Source organism: Oryzifoliimicrobium ureilyticum, from assembly GCF_037199735.1.
Taxonomy (GTDB): domain Bacteria; phylum Pseudomonadota; class Alphaproteobacteria; order Rhizobiales; family Rhizobiaceae; genus Rhizobium; species Rhizobium ureilyticus.
Window position 1 is genome coordinate 13,999 of sequence record NZ_JBBBVQ010000003.1, and the last position, 18,753, is coordinate 32,751.

The 18,753-nt window shown below is 54.0% G+C and carries 15 protein-coding genes; 5 read left to right on the forward strand and 10 right to left on the reverse strand.

The window, feature by feature from the left end; genetic code table 11:
* Positions 1–9: 9 nt before the first annotated feature.
* The 5 genes from VQ830_RS05865 to VQ830_RS05885 all read right to left on the reverse strand — a co-directional run bounded on the left by VQ830_RS05865 (position 10) and on the right by VQ830_RS05885 (position 6,981).
* Positions 10–2,139 carry a bifunctional diguanylate cyclase/phosphodiesterase gene (locus tag VQ830_RS05865; protein ID WP_337267149.1) on the reverse strand — a complete coding sequence of 710 codons (2,130 nt, stop codon included), beginning with the start codon at positions 2,137–2,139 and terminating at the stop codon, positions 10–12.
* A 254-nt stretch (positions 2,140–2,393) separates the two neighbouring features.
* Positions 2,394–2,693, reverse strand: a complete 300-nt coding sequence (locus tag VQ830_RS05870; RefSeq protein WP_337267150.1) for a hypothetical protein — start codon at positions 2,691–2,693, stop codon at positions 2,394–2,396.
* Between the two features lie 117 nt (positions 2,694–2,810).
* Positions 2,811–4,472, reverse strand: coding sequence for an alpha-amylase family protein (locus VQ830_RS05875; protein WP_337267151.1), 1,662 nt, complete (start codon positions 4,470–4,472; stop codon positions 2,811–2,813).
* 124 nt (positions 4,473–4,596) lie between these two features.
* Entirely contained in the window at positions 4,597–5,520 is a 924-nt protein-coding gene (locus tag VQ830_RS05880) for an MYG1 family protein (protein ID WP_337267152.1), read from the reverse strand.
* Positions 5,521–5,763: 243 nt separating this feature from the next.
* On the reverse strand, positions 5,764–6,981 hold the full coding sequence (locus VQ830_RS05885) for a flavin monoamine oxidase family protein (protein ID WP_337267153.1): 1,218 nt from the start codon (positions 6,979–6,981) through the stop codon (positions 5,764–5,766).
* Positions 6,982–7,082: 101 nt separating this feature from the next.
* Between VQ830_RS05885 and VQ830_RS05890 the strand changes: the two genes are divergently transcribed.
* Entirely contained in the window at positions 7,083–8,624 is a 1,542-nt protein-coding gene (locus VQ830_RS05890) for a cation:proton antiporter (RefSeq protein ID WP_337267154.1), read from the forward strand.
* Positions 8,625–8,691: 67 nt separating this feature from the next.
* On the opposite strand, the gene VQ830_RS05895 is transcribed toward VQ830_RS05890, so the two are convergent.
* The gene (locus VQ830_RS05895) at positions 8,692–9,585 is read right to left on the reverse strand and encodes a DMT family transporter (RefSeq protein ID WP_337267155.1); all 894 of its coding nucleotides are present in this window, start codon (positions 9,583–9,585) and stop codon (positions 8,692–8,694) included.
* Positions 9,586–9,968: 383 nt separating this feature from the next.
* On the opposite strand from VQ830_RS05895, the gene VQ830_RS05900 reads away from it, so the two are divergent.
* Positions 9,969–10,796 carry an MBL fold metallo-hydrolase gene (locus VQ830_RS05900; RefSeq protein WP_337267156.1) on the forward strand — a complete coding sequence of 276 codons (828 nt, stop codon included), beginning with the start codon at positions 9,969–9,971 and terminating at the stop codon, positions 10,794–10,796.
* Here VQ830_RS05900 and VQ830_RS05905 read toward each other — a convergent pair.
* Together VQ830_RS05905 and VQ830_RS05910 are read right to left on the reverse strand one after the other, a co-directional pair.
* Complete coding sequence (locus VQ830_RS05905; protein WP_337267157.1) at positions 10,793–11,566, reverse strand: polysaccharide deacetylase family protein; 774 nt, start codon at positions 11,564–11,566, stop codon at positions 10,793–10,795. The two genes, VQ830_RS05900 and VQ830_RS05905, sit on opposite strands and share 4 nt — an antisense overlap.
* Positions 11,556–12,650, reverse strand: a complete 1,095-nt coding sequence (locus VQ830_RS05910) for a glycosyltransferase family 4 protein (RefSeq protein ID WP_337267158.1) — start codon at positions 12,648–12,650, stop codon at positions 11,556–11,558. Before VQ830_RS05910 ends, VQ830_RS05905 begins: the two co-directional genes overlap by 11 nt.
* A 133-nt stretch (positions 12,651–12,783) precedes the next feature.
* On the opposite strand from VQ830_RS05910, the gene VQ830_RS05915 reads away from it, so the two are divergent.
* The gene (locus VQ830_RS05915) at positions 12,784–14,472 is read left to right on the forward strand and encodes an adenylate/guanylate cyclase domain-containing protein (RefSeq protein ID WP_337267159.1); all 1,689 of its coding nucleotides are present in this window, start codon (positions 12,784–12,786) and stop codon (positions 14,470–14,472) included.
* Positions 14,473–14,474: 2 nt separating this feature from the next.
* Positions 14,475–15,362: an FkbM family methyltransferase gene (locus VQ830_RS05920; protein ID WP_337267160.1), complete on the forward strand. Its 888-nt coding sequence runs from the start codon at positions 14,475–14,477 to the stop codon at positions 15,360–15,362.
* A 54-nt stretch (positions 15,363–15,416) separates the two neighbouring features.
* Here the strand turns inward: VQ830_RS05920 and VQ830_RS05925 are convergent, their stop codons facing one another.
* Positions 15,417–15,896, reverse strand: a complete 480-nt coding sequence (locus VQ830_RS05925) for a class I SAM-dependent methyltransferase (protein ID WP_337267161.1) — start codon at positions 15,894–15,896, stop codon at positions 15,417–15,419.
* A 197-nt stretch (positions 15,897–16,093) separates the two neighbouring features.
* Between VQ830_RS05925 and VQ830_RS05930 the strand changes: the two genes are divergently transcribed.
* On the forward strand, positions 16,094–17,251 hold the full coding sequence (locus VQ830_RS05930) for a DUF3095 domain-containing protein (RefSeq protein WP_337267162.1): 1,158 nt from the start codon (positions 16,094–16,096) through the stop codon (positions 17,249–17,251).
* An 11-nt stretch (positions 17,252–17,262) separates the two neighbouring features.
* Here VQ830_RS05930 and VQ830_RS05935 read toward each other — a convergent pair whose 3' ends face one another.
* On the reverse strand, positions 17,263–18,603 hold the full coding sequence (locus VQ830_RS05935) for a nucleotide sugar dehydrogenase (protein WP_438617337.1): 1,341 nt from the start codon (positions 18,601–18,603) through the stop codon (positions 17,263–17,265).
* Positions 18,604–18,753: the final 150 nt, after the last annotated feature.

Sequence of the window (18,753 nt, forward strand, 5' to 3'; positions counted from 1 at the left end):
ACGATGCTGTCACGCCTTCTTGTTCACAGTCACAAGCTCGCTCGCAATATAGATTGACGCGATGTCTTCCGGCTGCATTGGCCGACCGACGAGATAACCTTGCAACTGGTCACATCCTGAGTTTGTCAGGATGTCAGATTGCTTTTGCGTTTCAACCCCTTCTGCAGTGACCGGAATATCCAAGGCTGCGGCCAAGGCAAGTGTTGCCATCAAGACGTCCGCACCTTTGTCTTCTTCAATGGCGCCGACCATCGAGCGATCGATCTTCATGCGATCAAATCCAAACTCTCTCAACGCGCCAACGCTGGCATATCCGCAGCCGAAGTCATCCAGAGCAAAGCGCACGCCCATCGATTTCAGTCGCGCGATTGCACGCTTGGCTTGTTCAGGATTGGACATGAGCACTCCTTCGGTGATCTCAAGCGTCAGGCGCTCGGGCTCGAATTTCCGTTTCAGGAGTATTCTCTCCACTCTTTCGGCAAACTCGGGATTACGCAATTGTACCGGCGATACGTTGACGGAAAGTTCGACGTCTCCCCATCTGGCGACCGTTCGTGCTGCTGCATCCAAAATCTTTTCCCCCAGCTCGTCGATCAGCCCCGCGCGCTCGGCTGCAGGTATGAACACCTCTGGACTGACAGGGCCTGTGTCCGGGCGCCAACGCGCTAATGCTTCCACTCCGCGGAGCTGTCCGGTTTTTGCATCGACCAATGGCTGATATACCGGTTGGATCTGGTCGAGCGTCAGCGCAGTTCTAAGCTTCTCCTCCAGAAGCGCTCTCTCCTGCCGATAGATGTCCATCTCTTCCCGGTACACAACGACGCAGCCACGTCCTGCTTCCTTGGCTTCATAAAGGGCCATGTCTGCACGCCGAAGAGCTTCGAGGCCTTCAAGATCGACATCGGCGTCAGAGAAAAGCCCTATGCTTGCCCCTACTTCTATCGTCCGACCGCCAATGCGAAACGGAACGCGAAGGGCTTCTATGACTGCTGATGCCTGAGCATCGATCTCGTCACATTCACGCAGGAATGCGAACTCGTCGCCGCCAAGACGCGCCAGCACCACCTTATCAGAGAGCACGTTTCTCAATCGATCCGCAACAAGCTTAATCAACTCGTCGCCGACCGCATGCCCCCAGGAATCATTGACCTCTTTGAACCCATCAAGATCAATGAGCCCCAACCCAACAGGGGCAATGCCAGCCCTTCCGGATAAAGGAGCAGCGATCGCCTGCAGTAAGCCGGCCCGATTGAGCAGGCCGGTTAAAACATCGTGGGTGGCCTCCTTCTCTGCCATCGAGGCTTGCATATGCAAATTGCGGATTATAACAGCGCCAGTGACAAGCATGGCCACCAGAAACCCGATCAGAACCGTCAAAGCACTCAGCAAGTAGCCGTGAACTGCGTTGTAGATGCTTGTTCCGGGCAGACGACTTGGCCAGTGAAAGTAGGCAATAGCCCTTCCATCCAGGTCGATCAGGGGAAGGCTGAGCAAGTTACCAGATGGCTGGGTAACCAACTCCAGCCCCTCGATATCAAAAGCCTTATCAATCGTTGAAATAACGTCCTTCGTCAGCCGCTTTGCGAAAAGCAGTGTCTTTGAGGGTTTATCGGCCAAAGCTTTATAGGGCTGAATTGCGCCGGCCGATATCAAGTAGGGGCCATCTCTCGTCGCCACAAAGACAGTCACTGGATCTTTGCCTGATTGCAGTGTCTTCATTGCAAGACGCTGAATGCTTGAGCCGAAATAGGCGATCGGATCAAATTGCTCCCCTTTGAGGTGAGCGCTGAAGACCTGCCCATCTGACGATATCACGACAGCCGCATCGTAGAGTGGATAGTCCTGGCTTGTCTTCCCCCAATTCTCGTAAACCCAATCTTGGCCATCATCGGCATTGAGATGGGTATAAGCTTCGTCCCAAACAGCGTTGTCCCGCACCGTTGCATTCAACCGGCTTCTAAAAGAGCGGATAGCCGATTGTGCAGCATGCACGGCTCGCGCGTCGTCAAGCTCGTTGGCCTGATCCCTCATCTCCGTCACCGCAGAATAGATCAGCGCGCCAAGCATGCAGATAACCAAGACAAAGAGAAAAGTGATACCGGCTGCCGTGTTAATTCGTAGGCTTGCACGTCCGGGCATAAAATGTCCTCATCCTGCTCGCGGTTTGGACAAAACTATGCAGTCAGCACCCCAATAGAAACTTAATACGTCCCATAGATTGCAGCGCGGTATTGAATATTCGCGGCATCTAATGTCAATGTTTCCTATTTAAGGTATAAGAAGTGTTACAAAGGTCTCTGATGTTCGCGGCAATATGACCAGTCAACATTCCCAGCGCAGACTTTGACGATGCAGTCTCTGGAAGAGAGCAGCTAAATCATAAATTGAGCAACTTACTTTCCGAGCCATCTAAATTCTTCAATCGCAACCTGACCGGTCTTCTTGTCATAGAGACAAATGAGATTGACTTTAGCCTTGCCTCGCCCGGTCGACCCGCGAAGAAGCACGGCAACTTTCCCCACGCTGTCATCGAAAACGACCGGAGCAGTCGCCTCAGGCACGATCAATTTTGATTGCCCGATGCACGCACCGTTTGCCTTGGCAAATAGCGCGTTCCAAGCGCCGTCGCTTGATGCGGCAGCGGTCGTAACCGACGCCAGTAAGGATAGCGTGACGAGCATTACTCGAACCATTTCCAATCCTGTCCACATAAGATGCTTCTTTTGTAGCCGTTTAAGGAGCGTGCTCGACGCCGAGACCTCAGAGGCGGAAATCACCTCTATCCACGGACAAGCGATCCTGCACAACGCCTATACCTCGCTTCGCTTCAAAAGATAATCCAGCCCTCCTGCGCGAAACCAACGGTAACCATATGGCTCCAGAACAATATGATGCCGGCCGTCCTCATCGGACGAACTATCCTGGTTTCCAATAATGTCGATCAAGAAGCGACCCTCATCACCGATCCTGGGATCGAGGCTAATTTCGACCGGTCCCGCCTCGAGATTATGGACCACAACCACTGAGTTGTTGCGCCAGTCATATCGAACGGCAAGAACTCCTTTGCTCTTGCTGTCGAGCACATCAATGCTGCCCCAGCCAATCTCGGGCGCTTCCTTGCGCATCCGGATCATTCGCTCCGTCCAGTTCAACATCGATTCTGGATCACGTCTCTGGAAGGCGACATTCACATGGTCGTAGCCATAGGGCCCGTGCGCTATCACGGGGAGGACGGGTTCGTCACTTTTAGTAAATCCGCCTTGCGGCTCATCTGACCACTGCATCGGCGTGCGTGCGCAGTTGCGCTCGGGCAAGTTGAGGTCATCTCCCATGCCAATCTCGTCGCCGTAACGAAGGACGGGTGTTCCCGGTAGCGAAAACATAAGACTGTAGGCAAGCTTCAGCCTGCGAATATCGCCGTTCAACATCGGAGCGAGCCGCCGTCTTATGCCGCGATCGAAGAGTTGCATATTTTTATCGGGGCCAAAGGCATTGAAGACCGTTTGGCGCTGAGTTTCAGTGAGACGACCAAGATCAAGTTCGTCGTGGTTCCGCAGAAACATTCCCCATTGTCCGGTCTGCGGAAGAGTCATCGTGTCCATCATCGCTTTGGCGAGCACCGATGCATCCGCGCTCGCCAGGGAATAAAAGAGAGCCTGGTTGACGTGGAAGTTGAACATCATCTGCATTCTGTCGCCATCGTCACCGAAGTACTGGATATTCTGTTTGGGAACGACGTTGGCCTCCGCCAGAATGATGCTATCACCTTTTCTCCACTGCAAGAATTCCCGAAACGTGCGCAACATGTCGAACTGCTGTTTGGGCGTTGTCACGTCCGCGCCTTTTTCAGCAATGACGAAGGGAACGGCATCCATACGAAAACCCGAGACACCCAATTGTATCCAGAAGCCCATGATTTTCAGGATTTCCGCCTGAACATGCGGATTCGCCGTGTTAAGATCAGGCTGGAACTTATAGAAACGGTGGAAATAATATTCGCCTGACGTTTTATCCCGCGTCCAAGTGGTTTTCTGAATGCCGGGGAAAACCATCCCTTGATCCGCATTGGCGGGTTTGTGTTTCGACCACACATACCAATCGCGATAGTGCGAATTCTTATCGGCACAGGCCTGCTTGAACCAGGGATGCTGGTCCGATGTGTGATTGACAACGAGATCGATCAAAACGCGAATGCCGCGCTGTTTGGCGGCATGAGTGAACTCGACGAAATCGCCCAAGGTACCGTAACGGGGATCGACATTGTAGTAATCGGAGATGTCGTAACCGTCGTCTCGCCCCGGCGAGGTCTGAAATGGCATCAGCCATATCGCCGTTATTCCCAGGCCGGCGAGATAATCCATCCGCCGTTGGAGGCCTTGAAAATCGCCGACGCCATCTCCGTTGGAATCCATGAAGGTTTCCACAGAAAGGCAGTAGACGATCGCGTTCTTATACCAGAGGTCGTTGATCACGGTCGGCCTTCCCTTCCTCGCACGGCTGCTGAATGGCGCGAGAAGGCGAATTGTTCCACGGATCATCGTGAGCCGAAGAGCAAGTCCTCTCGGGCTTTTATGTCGGCTGCGCCAAAAAGGCTGCTTAGTTTTTCACTGCTTCTTGCACGGCAAGCTCGGCCAGCGCGAGAGCTGCTTCCCGCGTTTTGGCGGCCGCAATAAATCTGCCGTTATGACAGAAGCTTGCCCCTGCAACACCGCTAACTCTTTCGAGATCACCGTTGTTCAATCCTGCCCAAGCTACCGGCAAATTGGCTCGCAGCTCGAAACTGTCATCACTTTGCCGAATACCGGTGACGCACCAATCTTTTTCTCGCGGATGAATGACAAAAAGCAAATGTTCTGCGCCTGCTTTGACAATTGCTTTGCGGAACGGCATGCCGGACGGCAACTCGAGGATCCGCCCCTCGCCCGTTTTTAGGATCGCGGCATGGACAAGTGCTTCGGCTCGTAAGCTCGCTGCAGCGCGACCGATGCTAGCCTCCACGAAGCTGCGCGCGATGGATAGAGCTTCCGAGAAAGCTCGGTCGTTCGCATTGGGATCCGGATCGTCGAAAGCTGGCTTCAGCGCTTCTAGCAAGGATGGTAGCGTCAAGTTCGAAAGCGGACCTGCAACAGACGGATCCAAGGCGCCGTTATCCATCAGGTCGATCGGCAGAACGAAATCTATATCGAATGCCGCATGGATGTCATCGATGTGTTCGGAAGGAACATTGAGGGCTGCGATATAGTCACGGCCATAGTGCTTCCAGATCAATCCGAAAGAGCTGAAAGGATTGCCATCATCCCGCAAAGGCGCTCCCCTTTGATGATGATCGAATATCCTTGCTTCGACGTCATAGGCAGCCCCTACATCGTAGATAATGCGGTCGGGGTTGGCAGTGATCCATTCCGGTGCCCTGCTGCGCACGAGGCGCGCTTGAGGAAATAGGCGCGTTAGAACCACGGTAGACAGCAATTCATCGGCATGAAAGCCACCAGAATGGGTAACAAGGAACTCTGGCGGCATTCTTATATATCACCTTCTCATTTTTGTGCTCGCCACCATTAGCGATTACCAATCCCTATCTCAAGCAACTATTCCTAGAAGCACGAAGACTAAATCAATCGCGTTTTATACCGCACGATTTAGGAATCAAAAGATCTAGAATGGCGTTTGCAATTGACACGATGATTCGAGCCGGCGATCGCCGTCACGGCCCGATGATAGAAAGCCGAGATTGCTAATGCCCTCCTTTATGGTCTTTGCTGCTTAGCTGGAAAGCAACTGCTCCGCCGCGCGCAACCCAGTTTCCCACGCACCATGCGCTGTCGAAAAGTCTGTGCGATGGCTTGCCTCACCGGCAAAGAAAAGCCTTTCGCTGACAGGCTCCGCCAAGACCTGACGGGCAGCGGCGTGGCCTGGCAACGCATGACTGTATGAGCCGAGAACCCAATCCGTGCGACACCAAGCGGACGCATAGAGAGGCCGCAGGTGGCGACGGATGTTGTGACCGAGCAAAGACGTCAGTTCATCCAGCGCGAAAGAAAAAGCCTCGACCAGTCCAGCCTGCTCAATGATGACGGCACCGTTTCCACCGAAAAAGCCCTCGATCATAGACCGGCCGAAAGGGCGAATATAATAGCTTCCCGTCTGCGCGTTATGAGGATTGCCGAGCAGATGCGTTTCCGGCTCCAGGCCGTGGTTCCCATCGAGTTCAAGAAACAGTTTATCGGCAAGGCCGAGAGGTAGTTGAGATGCAGCCTCGATATGAGTTTCGACATCGCGGTCAAAAAGGATGCCGTTACGGGCAAGGACATTGGTGGAGACTGTCACGATTACAGAGCCTGCATTGACCACCCCGCGATCTGTTTCAACCCGCATTTGTCGTCCAGCATACTTGATTTGGCGAACTGGCGTCGACAACCGCAAGCCGACGTTTGGCACAAGCGAACCGAACAAAGTTCCATAGCCTTCCAAAACACGCCAGTTGAAGTCGGTCGCCGCATCGTCATAGGCGAGATAATCGGCGACCGAGAGCCGGTCCAGCGGCGCGCCGTTCAAATACCCGCTGATGGCATCGCAATATGAGTTCCAGGTCCCATCGGCCGGCAAGGCGTCGGACACACGGTCGCTTGCCGGAGGTTGAAAGCGAATGCGGCGCTCCAGTGCATCCCAAGCAGCGCTCGCCCCTCTTTGCTCGTTCTGCGTAAAGCCCAAGTCGCGCCATTGGCTCTGCCACGCACTTGGGCCATCCACGATGGTGAAACCTGAAGAGCGCGCAACCTCAACGAGAGGGTTCCGATCGGCCGAATGCAACCATCCACAGCCGATATCAAGAGGCATCCCGGAAAGACCGATGGTCCAGGCCCGACCGCCGACACGATCACTCGCTTCAAGGATAAGAACGGAGCGCTGCGCCTCAACAAGGCGTCTTGCAGCTGCAATGCCAGCCGCACCAGCGCCTACAATTACGACGTCATAGTCCATGAGGCACGCTCCGACTTTCTTAAAACTTGCATGTTCCGAAAGCTTTACATCCGCACAGCTTCCGCTTCAATGTATCGGAAACCTCAAGTTGATGTGCGCCCATGACCTTTTTTGAAACGCTTGTTGCATTGTTGGCGGTGGCGATCCTGCTGTTGCAAATAACGCGTCGCATGCACCTGCCCTATCCCGGCATCCTGGCTGCCGCTGGGGTCGGTGTTGCCATGTTGCCCGGTGCACCGACGATCCCCATCGATCCACCGACTGCACTTGCGCTTTTCATCGCGCCGGTTCTGATTGATGCCGCCTATGATTTCCCCCTCGGGGCAGCCCGCCGGCTTATGCTGCCCCTCGTCTTTTATGCAATCATTGCCGTTGTCGCGACAGCTTTAGTCGTCGTTGTCATCGGCACTCAGATGGTCGGACTGCCGCTTGCCGTGGCCTTTACGCTTGGCGCTATCGTCGCTCCTCCTGACGCGGCGGCAGCGACCGCCGTTCTTTCGAGCATGCCTGTCGCGCGAAAAGCCGATACGCTGCTCAAAGGTGAAAGTCTGTTCAACGACGCCACGGCGCTGTTGATATTCGGCGCGGCATTGACAATTCAGGCACGCGGCACCCTGGATGGCGCGACGGCCCTGCAGATCGGTTTTGCTGCTCCAGGCGGCATTTTGTTCGGCATAGTCTTTGGTTATCTCGTCTCACGGATGCGACCGATGACGGAGAACACCGTCGGCGGCACGCTTCTCCAATTTGTTTATGCCTTCGCAACCTGGTTGATTGCCGAGCATCTACATCTATCAGCTGTTCTTGCAACGGTCGCCAGCGCGATGACCATTGCCGTTCTGTCGACTGTCGAAGACTCGCCCCGGATGAGAGTCCATTCTTTCGCCGTCTGGACGACGATTGTCTTTCTCTTGAACGTGGTTGCGTTCCTGCTGATGGGTTTGCAGGCGCGCAGGATCCTTTCCGCCATGTCGGCCGAACGGCTCGTACAAGCAGGCGGCTTTGCCGCCATCATCATCCTGGCCGTCATCTTGACGCGCCTTGTCATGGCGTTCCTGCTCCATGCTTTTCTTTCTTATCGATATCGAAAGAGAAACGAGCCAGCGCCGTTCTCCAATGGAGAGACTTTCCTTCTTGGCTGGGCGGGGATGAGAGGGCTCGTCACTCTTGCGACAGCTTTTGCACTGCCTGCCGATTTCCCCGAACGGGATCTGGTCGTCCTCACCGCCTTTGCGGTGGTGCTGGCAACCCTAGTCATCCAGGGGGCCACTCTTGCGCCGTTTATCCATTTTCTCAAGTTGAACCGCGAAAAGGAGGCGACCACTGAGTTAGAGACAGCCCGACACGCTTTGGCGGAAGCCGCCTTGAAACGTCTCGATCAGGAAAAAAGCCCTGAGGCCGATAGCCTCCGTACCTTATGGCGTCAGCACTGCCTGGCCCCAACGGACGAACATGTCCGTGCAAGCCTGGAAACCCGCCGACAGCTGACAATTACGGCTGTTCTCGCACAACGGCGGGAACTGGAGGAACTACGCGACACCGACAAGATTGGTCCGACCCAATATCTGGAGCTTCAGGAAGACCTCGATTGGAAACAGCTTTCGGTCGAGGCTGACGGGGAGCGCCGAATAACAGAAACATAATACAAAAGCTTTAGCGCGAGAGACATCGAGAAGGTGCGCGCTGCGCTGTTCGCCCGATCGATCCTAATTATCTCGGAGATGCTGCGCCAGCTCGCGCTCTCCGCTCCCATATGACAAGAAAGCCGCTCGATGCGACAATCATGATCGCTCCCACAAAAACATTGCCAGCCGGAATATCGGCCCAGATGATATAGCCGTAGACGAACGCCCAGATCAGGCCAGTGTATTCGACAGGTGCCAGTGCCGATGCCGGTGCGTGGCGAAACCCTTCATAGAGAAGATACTGTCCAAGCGTTGCGATGAGGCCGAGCGCGACCATCAGTCCCCAATCCGAAAGGGTCGGCGTAATCCAAACCCAAGGAAAGGAAACTGCGCAAGCCACGGCAAATAAAAGGCTGGTTGACCACATCTGCGTTAAAGCCGTTTCGGTTCGGCTGACCATACGAGCGAGGATTGTGCTCCAGGCCCAGCAGCACCCCGCAGCGACGCACATCATTGCCGGTACAAGATTGGGCGAGTTGACTGGGTTTGTCGCAACGATCACCCCCAGGAAGCCGCCGATGCATGCAATCCAACGGCCCTTATGTACTTTTTCCTTGAGCACGAAGATCGACAGGACGACCACGATGATTGGGGCGGAAAAGTACAGGGTCGTCAGTTCTGCAAGACCCAGATGCTTTGCTGCGTTGTAAAAGAGCAGCCAAGCGACCAACATCAACGCGGCTCTTAGACCAACCGTGCTGCGATAACGACTGCGGAAGATAGATGGATGCCTGAGATAGGCGGCACAGGCGCCGCTGATCATGACAATGATGATGCTTCGCATGAAAAGTATCTCGGGGACCGCGTAATCGGTCACCAGCCACTTCACGAGGGCGTCCTGTAATGCAAAACAGGCATATCCTCCTGATGCCAATGCTATTCCGATCAGCGGATTGACATCTGTGAGAGAGATTTTCATCAAATTTTCCAACGCTAATAATCTGAATTGCGCACGATCCGCCAAGTCAGAAGGATGAGACGGGTGCGCCGCGCCACAAGCCGATTTGTCCGTTTTGCCAAGCCCGTCTTCGCAGGATTTTAGCTTGGATGAAAGGCGAAATGACTGGCATCAAGAACAATGGCCCGCCGTTCTTCGCATTGTTGTGAATGACGATGAAATGTTCCCGCGGAAACCTTACATAAAGGTCAAGTTGATAGTTTCGATTGATGCAACCCTCCGTCCAGAGGTGTTGCGTATCCGTTTGCATGCACCGTCGCTGAACGGGCCCTTGCTCACGGATAGACCTCGCATATCTTCGAAACTATGATTATCATGAGCCTGTGAAACCACCTGAAGACGAAATGACAGATCTATTCCAAGTAAAATTTTGGGGAACTAGAGGGAGCATTCCTGTCTCAGGTCAGGAATTCGATAAATATGGCGGGAACACAGCCTGCATTGAAGTCAAATGCGGAAGTCATCACTTGCTCTTTGACGCAGGTTCGGGAATTCGAGAAGCCGGTCTCGCTATTTTGGATGAGAACATCGAAAAAGTAGACCTGTTTTTTTCCCATTGCCATTACGATCATATTATCGGCCTACCGATGTTCAAGGCGATCTATTATCCCTCGACTGAGGTTACGATCTGGTCTGGTCACCTTGATGGCAAGATGACGACCAAAGATATGATCAAGAAGTTTATCAGTCCTCCCTGGTTTCCGGTGAACATGGACATCTGCCAGGCGACGATGCGCTTTCGCGATTTCCACCCCAACGAAACCCTTGAACCCTATCCCGGCCTCAACATTAAAACATTCCCGCTCAATCATCCGGGGGGAGCGATCGGCTACCGACTTCAATGGAATGGGCGCATCCTTGCTCTCATTTATGACATCGAACATACGCCAGGGAAACAAGACCCCATCGCGCTCGAGATGATGCGAGATGCGGACCTTGTCGTTTATGACTGCACTTATAACGAAGATGAAATGGTCCGTTTCAAGGGCTTTGGGCATTCAACTTGGCAGCACGGCATAGAGCTGGCAAAAGCCGCAAAGGCGAAACGTTTTGCGCTTTTTCACCATGCCCCGTCGCGAACCGATAACCAGTTGGAGAAAATGGAGCAGGACGCTCAGTCTTCCTTCTCCGGCGCTTTTGCGGCGCGCGATAGACAGGTCGTTCGTCTCTAGGCTCTCATGAGTTCTGATGCCGACCTCCATCTGACGCTTGCATGTGCGCCGGTCGCTTCGAAGAATAGATGGAGGAAATTCCATGCATCTTCGTCATGAACGAGATGATGCGTAAGAATGCCGATCGGCTCTCTGTCTTTGGTCTCGCGCCGTCTTTTCAGCTTTTCAACAAAGCGCTGAACGAGATCACCGGCGGGGACTGCTTTCTTTCCGTGATGCCAGTCGACAATATCGATGTGGGTATTGAGCTGCTTCAGCGCGCCAAGCTCGCGTGCGCGCCCATAAAGAGAAACGGCCGTAAAAGGCTCCCCTTCAATTGCGAGCAAAACCTCATCGGCAATTCGATTCCAAGGGGGTACAAGCATCGTAAGAATCTTGGATCTTGGAAAATCGGATTTCTGTGCAAGCAGCCTCAGCCGATCATTCCCCTTCTGCAGTTCTGACAATGTTACCGCAACTGGCCTGTGCGCGCCGAGCTCCTGCTTTTTCTCATGCGTTGGCGCATGATTTTCGTGCGACCATCCATGAATTGCGATCTCTACATGATCCTCTTCTTTCAGCCGTTCGAACAGATATGAGCTGGCAGAGGCAGGGATAACCGCAAGCGTCAGAGGGATGTTCCTGTCCCGCGTTTCAGCAAGAAGCCTGTCAAGTGCCGGACTGGCCTCAATCGCATCGTCATCACGAAGCCATAAATCGACAACCTGACTATCTTCGAGAGCGCGATCGAGCTCGTTTCGCAGCTCCGTCCATGCAAACTTATTGTCCATGATGGTCTTCCACAACTTTTCTTACTACTTGGTCCAAGGCCGTTCCAGCCTTATCGAGTGACCTTTCGCAAAGCACAAACCGCCGTGCTTCCAGAGCCATCTGATGTCGGCGGCTCTCGTTCTTCAAAAGTTCGGAGATGGCATTAGCCAAGGCAAGGGGATCACGATCGGGCACAAGATAGCCAGTTCGTTGATCATCCACAACGGCGGGCACCCCAGCGGTACGGAAAGCAACGACCGGCAATCCAGCGGCCTGGGCCTCTAGATAGGCGAGCCCGTAAGCTTCTGCACATCCTGGCCAGACGTAAATCGAGGAGCAAAGTAGTTCATTTGCTACCTCATCTGCCCGCTTTTCTCCAAGCCACTCGATCCGATCGTTATGCAGCCAAGAGAACAGCTTCTCGACATCGGCTCGACGGGGTCCATCACCCACAATTACCAAACTCCAATCCGTTCCCTCAATCTCAGCCAAGGCCTCGGCCAGAAAGCCATAACTTTCGTGCTTATCGCCATCGCGCATCATAGCAACTGTAATGAGACGGCCGGGTGTCGGTTGCGGCATTGCTGCGCGAAAGGCTGAGACATCGATGAAGGGCGGCAGATGCCTAATCTTGTCGTCGGAAACCACCTTTGTCAGGCCAAGTCGGTCCCGCTCAGTGAAGGCAATGTTGACAGCGGCAAGACGCAGGCCTTCAGCCACGAAAGACTGAGACCTCATCCATCCTTGATCATTCCTTTTCGAAGCGTAAGATGCCTCTGCGGTCACGTAAGGGATATGAAAATCCCGGCACAGACGAGGACCAATCAAATCCGGAGACTTGTAGTAAGGGTGGTAGCAGAAGAAGAGATCTGGGGCTCCTTCGGAGCGCCAGCGTTTTTCCACTGCCTCACGTTCCACTGCCGCCGCACGCTCAATATTGATTGCCTCTTCCGCCACCTTCGTAAAACTGCGAAAGTCAGAAACCAGTTCGACGTGGTGTCCCGCTTCTTCAAGGGCTCGCATGAGCAGCCTTGCCATGAGCCGGTCTCCGGATGGAACGGGATGAGAGGGCGACTTTAATGGCGCGTAAAAAGCAATATGCATCTTCTTCACGTAAAAGTTTCGATATCTAAACCTACGGCATTATATAAGCCGCACGCGGGTCGGTTGGGTCACACCGGTAACCGTAGTCTCAAATTCTTCTTTTCCTTAAATCAACCAATGCGCTCTGGGAAACATGATTAAATTAGGGGATGTTTTTCCGGAGCGAAGATTGCGACGGATCCGCCTTGGTGCGGGTTTGATTATTTTCATCTTTGTTGTCACTCATTTGATCAATCATACGCTAGGTTTGATTTCGTTATCCTGGGCGGAGAGTGGCCGCCGAATATTTGCGTCGGTGTGGCGCAATCCAGTGGGAACCGCCGCTCTCTACGGCGCGCTATCTGTGCATGTCATCCTGACAATGCGCTCGCTCTACATAAAGCGAAGTCTCGTGATGCCTCTTGCCGAAGCAGGTCAGATTGTCCTCGGACTTGCGATTCCAATGCTTCTGATCCAGCACATTGTCGCCACGCGCATTGCGAGCGAATTTTATGATTACGCGGACACGTATCACAGCGTGGTGACAAGCCTGTGGATCAATTCTCCGGAAAATGGGATCCAGCAAGTCGCAACTCTCTTCGTCGTTTGGATGCATGGCTGCATAGGCCTGCATTTCTGGCTGCGCTACCGGAACTGGTATAGCGCGTGGTCGTCACTTCTCCTGACACTCGCTTTGCTCATCCCGATCCTTTCCATTCTTGGCTTTGTCGAGATGGGACGAACCCTGGCCGATCCACTTTATGCTGCGGAAACAACAAACTCTTCATCGGTCAACAGAGGCTTCTTCGAAAACAGGACCGCGCAGCAGGAACTCCAAATGATAAGAGAGGCACTTTACCTCTCGTTTGGTGGCTGTCTGCTCGCCATTGCGGCATTGCGCGCGCATCGATCCTTCCAGGATCGGCTCAACCAGGTAGCAATCCATTATCAAAGCGGGGAAACTGTGCGCGTACCCCGCGGCTATACCATTCTGGAAGCAAGCCGGCAGGGCGGTATCGCGCATTATTCGGCTTGTGGGGGAAAGGGACGGTGTTCAACCTGCAGAGTGCAGATCTTGAAGGGCCTAGCCAATCTCGCCGATCCCGACAAACACGAGGAAGCGACGTTAAAGCGCATCAATGCATCGGGTGATGTCCGCTTGGCGTGCCAAGTTCGGCCGAAGGAGGACATTACGGTAGCGCCACTCTTGGTTCCCTCAGGCGAAAGCGTTCTGCTTGGCGCCCGAGAAGATAGTCCAGGGCGCGAAAGAGAGATTGCAGTTTTGTTCTGTGATCTTCGCAACTTTACCACGATCGCCTCTAATCGTTTACCCTTCGATACGGTCTTCCTGTTGAACCGATATTTTGAAATCGTCGGGAAAATGGTCGCCCAAGAGGGGGGCCGTTTGGACAAATTCATCGGCGATGGTGCCATGGCTCTCTTTGGGCTTGATGTTTCGATAGAGGAAGGATGCCGCCGAGCCTTGCGTGCGGCGACCGCGATAGAAGCAGAAGTGACAAGGATGAGCGGGGAACTCCTGCTCGAATTGAAGCACCCCTTGCGGGTCGCAATTGGTATCCATGCAGGTCCCGCCGTGGTTGGAACAATTGGCTACGGCGCAGTGCGCAACCTCACCGCCATCGGAGATACGGTCAATGTGGCCAGCCGTCTCGAGAATGTCGCTAAGGAGCTTGACGCCAGCGCCGTCTTCTCAGAGGAGGTCGCTAAGCTCGCCGGGGCCGATATGGATTTGCTGGAAGCGCGCGAAATCCACATCCGGGGCCGTGCCGATCCATTGAAAGTTTATATTGTTCCTCCGCGGGTTCCCGAAAGATCAGTGTAGTTATGTTTTTTGACTTCGGCGTTAGGCTACATGCTAAATCGTTGCGGCTGCGGCTTCAAAAAGCGCGAAGCCGGCTCCTGCGTCGCCTGTTTGAGACGCCCACCGGCCGGCGCTTCATCATCGAATCCATGAGCCCTAGGGTCGTATCCATGACGGTTGATGCCGGCGATCATCATCTTACCTTTTCGCCGCACGACTATATCGGTCGCAAAGTCTTTCGAAAGTCTCACTTCGACCGCGACAAGGTGAACCGCCTTCTATCGATCATGCGTGAGCGCAACCTGCTACGCGCCGACGGCGTCCTTCTTGAGCTCGGCGCCAATATTGGTACGCAAAGTCTATATTTTGCTCTTTCCCGGTCCTTCAAAACCATTGTCAGTGTTGAACCTGATCCGCGCAATTTCAAGCTGTTGAGCGTCAATATAAACCAGAACAACTTGGGCGAGCGGATTAAAGCCTTCAATGTCGCCGTGGGCGAAAGCGAAGGCAAAATCGACTTCTATATGAATGGCAAAAACCATGGAAAAAGCAGTGCGATCAGGCAAAGCGCATCGGATGCCAAAATCCAAGTCGATGTCAAACCCGCTCCTGCAATTTTGCAGGAAGCGGGAGTTTCGACCGAAGAGATTTCCCTCATCTGGATGGATATCGAAGGTTATGAGCCTGTGGCAAGTCGCTCAATGATCGAGCTTCTTGCGAGAAGGACTCCATTTTATATGGAATTCTCTCCGGTGTTTTATGGTGAAGAGGGCACTAGGCGCTTCACAGGCGAGCTATCGGAACACTATGAAAACTGTATTGCCTTCTTTGAAGATGATGGGGAGCGCTTTCTCAAGGTGCGTGATCTGCCCACGACCCTACCCCAATACGACATCTTGCTACTCCCATAACAAGGCTCTGCAGGTTCTCATTTGCCGGCGATTGATGCGTAAAGATCAAGCCGTTCAAACACGGCGGTAAAGGAAGTATCGACCTTCCTTAATCCCGATCGGCAGCGGCAATGGATGCAACTCGGGCAGGCCAAGAGGCAGACCGCTCACCGCGATTCCGCCTTTGGCGAGTACGCCCGACATAAGCTGAGGCAGCCAGGTCAACGTCACTGCATCGATATCGTCATGACCGGTCCCAATATCGGCATGTGCCAAAGCGGCGCCAGAGCCGAGAAATTGTTGCCCTGTGACGCTGATGTCGCCGACAATCATATCCTCAGCCGGAGGCGTAGAACTGGCATAAGATCTGACTTCACGATCGAACGCAACGATCCGTCTGTCAGGAAAAAGCTCCCGCAAATGATCATAGGTCCTCCCGTTTCCAAGACCAAATTCGAAGATCGGGCCTTGCGTCTCGGCGACGAGTTCCGCCACGGCATTGAGAATGTCTCTTTGGGCAGTTAGCCGGCGGATAAAGCTGTCGAGACGGCTCATATGTCTTCCTCTGCGGTCTGGAACGTTTGGCAAGTCTTTCGCACCAGAGGCCGGCTTATCATTGTGTCTTTTGAAAGTCGATGTGAGCATTGGCCATTGGGAAGCAGCCTTCGCCCGCACACCGACGACGGCCGAGAGCATTGCAAAATCTCATGTGAGGGTTCATGAATTGATATGAGCAACCAATGAGATAAGCCATGAGCTCAGCGTCGAGCCCAGCCTTTTTCAAATCCATCAAGACCTTCAACGACTTTCAGGGCGTTGCTGAGGATGAAAATTATCACCCTCTACCGGACGATTGGTTTTTGGCGATGGCTGACATTGTCAGCTCCACGGAGGCCATTGCGTCGGGTCGGTATAAGGACGTCAATATTGCCGGCGCGAGCGTCATCTCCGCGGTTTTAAACGCTGTCGGTGGAAAAGGGTACCCATTTGTGTTTGGCGGCGATGGGGCGACGCTCGCCTTGCCACAGACCTACGAGGCGCAGGTGCGGGATGCTCTGCTCGGCGTGCGGCAGTGGATCGGCCAAGAGCTGAAGCTGGACCTCAGGATTGCCATCATCCCGCTTTCCGATATTCGAAGGCATGGCCACGACGTCAAAGTCGCGCGTTATGCTGCAAGCGAGCATGTTTCCTATGCGATGTTTTCAGGCGGCGGCGTCGCATGGGCAGAACGTCAGATGAAGACAGGTGCTTATCGCATCGAAGACAAAGGCCTAAGTCCACCGGCTCCGGATTTCAGCGGGCTTTCCTGTCGCTGGCGTCCCATCAAGGCAAAACACGGTCGAATTGTCTCGCTCATCGTCGCTCCGGGCGGTGCAGACACCGGCGCGAAGTTCCGTGATCTCATCTTGAAAATTACGACACTAACCCGTTCCTATCAGCGTGAAGGTCATCCGGTCACAGAAGACGGGCTGAAGCTTGCGTTCACCCCCAGGCCGATCATTAGGGAAGCTCAAATGCGAAAGGGGCTACGCCAACGGGTTCGCAGTGCTCTTTCGGCTAGCCTTCAGATGGTTTTGACCGCCTGGTCCCTGGCGCTGAAGATAAGCGTCGGCCGCTTCAACGCCGATCTTTACCGATCTGATATCGTTGGGAATTCCGACTTTCGCAAATTTGACGATGGCCTAAAGATGACGCTCGACATCGATGACACCCTCCTCGCGCGTCTGCGGGCCCTTTTGGACGAGGCGAAACAGCAAGGCATCGCCCGCTACGGCCTACACACGCAGGACTCTGCTCTTATGACTTGTTTCGTCCCCACGGCACTGTCCAAAGACCATGTGCATTTCATCGATGGCGGCAGCGGAGGTTATGCCGCCGCCGCAAGCGCTATGCGCAAGTCATTTTCGTAGGTAAGGGGTCTTTACGCCTTGACGATATGAGGCAGGTTCAAGCCGAGCTTTGCAAACACATTGCGGGTGTCGACGACGAGTGGGGCGACCGCAGCGATCATCTTGTAATCGATATCATCATGATCGGTCGCTACGAGGACGGCATCATAATCGGCCAAAAGCTCCTGCCGTAGTTCGATGGAACGCATTCCCATCAAGGCCTGATATTCCCGTGTTTTTGGAATCTGCGGCACGAAGGGGTCGGAATAGTCTGCGCTGGCACCCCGTTCGTGCAGCAATTCGATAAGGCGCAAAGACGGGCTTTCTCTGATATCAGCGACGTTCTTCTTATACGCCAGCCCCAACACCAGGACTTTCGAGCGGCTGAGTGCCTTTCCCAGCTTTACATCCAATGCTTCAGCGAGTTTCGAAATGACATAGCGTGGCATCGCCGAATTGATTTCCCCTGCAAGTTCGATGAAGCGCGTGGGAAGTTCGAATTCGCGTGATTTCCAGGTGAGGTAAAATGGATCGATGGGAATGCAATGGCCTCCCAATCCAGGGCCAGGATAGAAAGGCATGTAGCCGAAAGGCTTCGTCTTCGCCGCGTCGATGACTTCCCAAACGTCGATACCCATTGCCGCGTAGACAGTCTTCAACTCATTGACGAGGGCGATATTGACCGAGCGGAAGATGTTTTCCGTCAGCTTGACTGCCTCCGCTGTCGCCGTCGATGAAACAGGCACGATCGTATCAACGACTGCACCATAGAAGGCTGTCATCAGCGCAAGCGCCTGCTCACCGTCGCCCGCAATGACCTTGGGAATAGTGGCCGTCCGGAAATCGCGATTTCCCGGGTCCTCGCGCTCCGGAGAAAAGCCGAGAAAGAAATCAGAACCGGCTTGCAAACCTGTCTTCTCGAGGATGATCTTGACCACGCCATCGGTCGTCCCGGGATAGGTGGTCGATTCTAGAACGACGAGTTGTCCCGGCCGTAATCTTTCCGCGATAGCCGTCGCAGTCGCTTCAACGAAAGACAGATCCGGATCGCGGTGTTTGGTCAGCGGTGTGGGAACACAGATGACAATCACATCACAATCTGCCAAGGCGGCGAAGTCCGTCGTCGCCGTAAATCGCCCTGCGGAAACCGCATCGGCAATATCCTCTTTGGAAACCGCGTCGATATACGACGTGTGCGCTTCAAGTGCTTCGATCTTCTTGGGATCAACGTCAAAGCCCACAACGGCAAAGCCGGCGCGTGCAATGGCCATTGCCAGAGGCAAGCCCACATAACCGAGGCCGATCACTCCTGCGCGCGCCGACCGGTTGTCGAGCTTGGCGGATAGAGCAGTAAATGAGCGGGTTTCAGTCACAGCATGCCTCTTTGTCACTAACGACAAACGATCTAGTGCAAGATGGAGTGGATGGAAACCCATCCTCCAAGCCGCTCATCGTAAAGTGACATAACACAGGCGGGATTGAGCTACGGTCTGACTGAACTATGTCAGATCTGGAATACGATT

Bases quoted from the DNA above. Each gene is read 5' to 3' on its own strand.
- VQ830_RS05865 (WP_337267149.1), bottom strand. From the start codon at position 2,139: ATGCCCGGACGTGCAAGCCTACGAATTAACACGGCAGCCGGTATCACT.
- VQ830_RS05870 (WP_337267150.1), bottom strand. From the start codon at position 2,693: ATGGTTCGAGTAATGCTCGTCACGCTATCCTTACTGGCGTCGGTTACG.
- VQ830_RS05880 (WP_337267152.1), bottom strand. From the start codon at position 5,520: ATGCCGCCAGAGTTCCTTGTTACCCATTCTGGTGGCTTTCATGCCGAT.
- VQ830_RS05885 (WP_337267153.1), bottom strand. From the start codon at position 6,981: ATGGACTATGACGTCGTAATTGTAGGCGCTGGTGCGGCTGGCATTGCA.
- VQ830_RS05890 (WP_337267154.1), top strand. From the start codon at position 7,083: ATGACCTTTTTTGAAACGCTTGTTGCATTGTTGGCGGTGGCGATCCTG.
- VQ830_RS05895 (WP_337267155.1), bottom strand. From the start codon at position 9,585: ATGAAAATCTCTCTCACAGATGTCAATCCGCTGATCGGAATAGCATTG.
- VQ830_RS05900 (WP_337267156.1), top strand. From the start codon at position 9,969: ATGACAGATCTATTCCAAGTAAAATTTTGGGGAACTAGAGGGAGCATT.
- VQ830_RS05905 (WP_337267157.1), bottom strand. From the start codon at position 11,566: ATGGACAATAAGTTTGCATGGACGGAGCTGCGAAACGAGCTCGATCGC.
- VQ830_RS05910 (WP_337267158.1), bottom strand. From the start codon at position 12,650: ATGCATATTGCTTTTTACGCGCCATTAAAGTCGCCCTCTCATCCCGTT.
- VQ830_RS05915 (WP_337267159.1), top strand. From the start codon at position 12,784: ATGATTAAATTAGGGGATGTTTTTCCGGAGCGAAGATTGCGACGGATC.
- VQ830_RS05920 (WP_337267160.1), top strand. From the start codon at position 14,475: ATGTTTTTTGACTTCGGCGTTAGGCTACATGCTAAATCGTTGCGGCTG.
- VQ830_RS05925 (WP_337267161.1), bottom strand. From the start codon at position 15,896: ATGAGCCGTCTCGACAGCTTTATCCGCCGGCTAACTGCCCAAAGAGAC.
- VQ830_RS05930 (WP_337267162.1), top strand. From the start codon at position 16,094: ATGAGCTCAGCGTCGAGCCCAGCCTTTTTCAAATCCATCAAGACCTTC.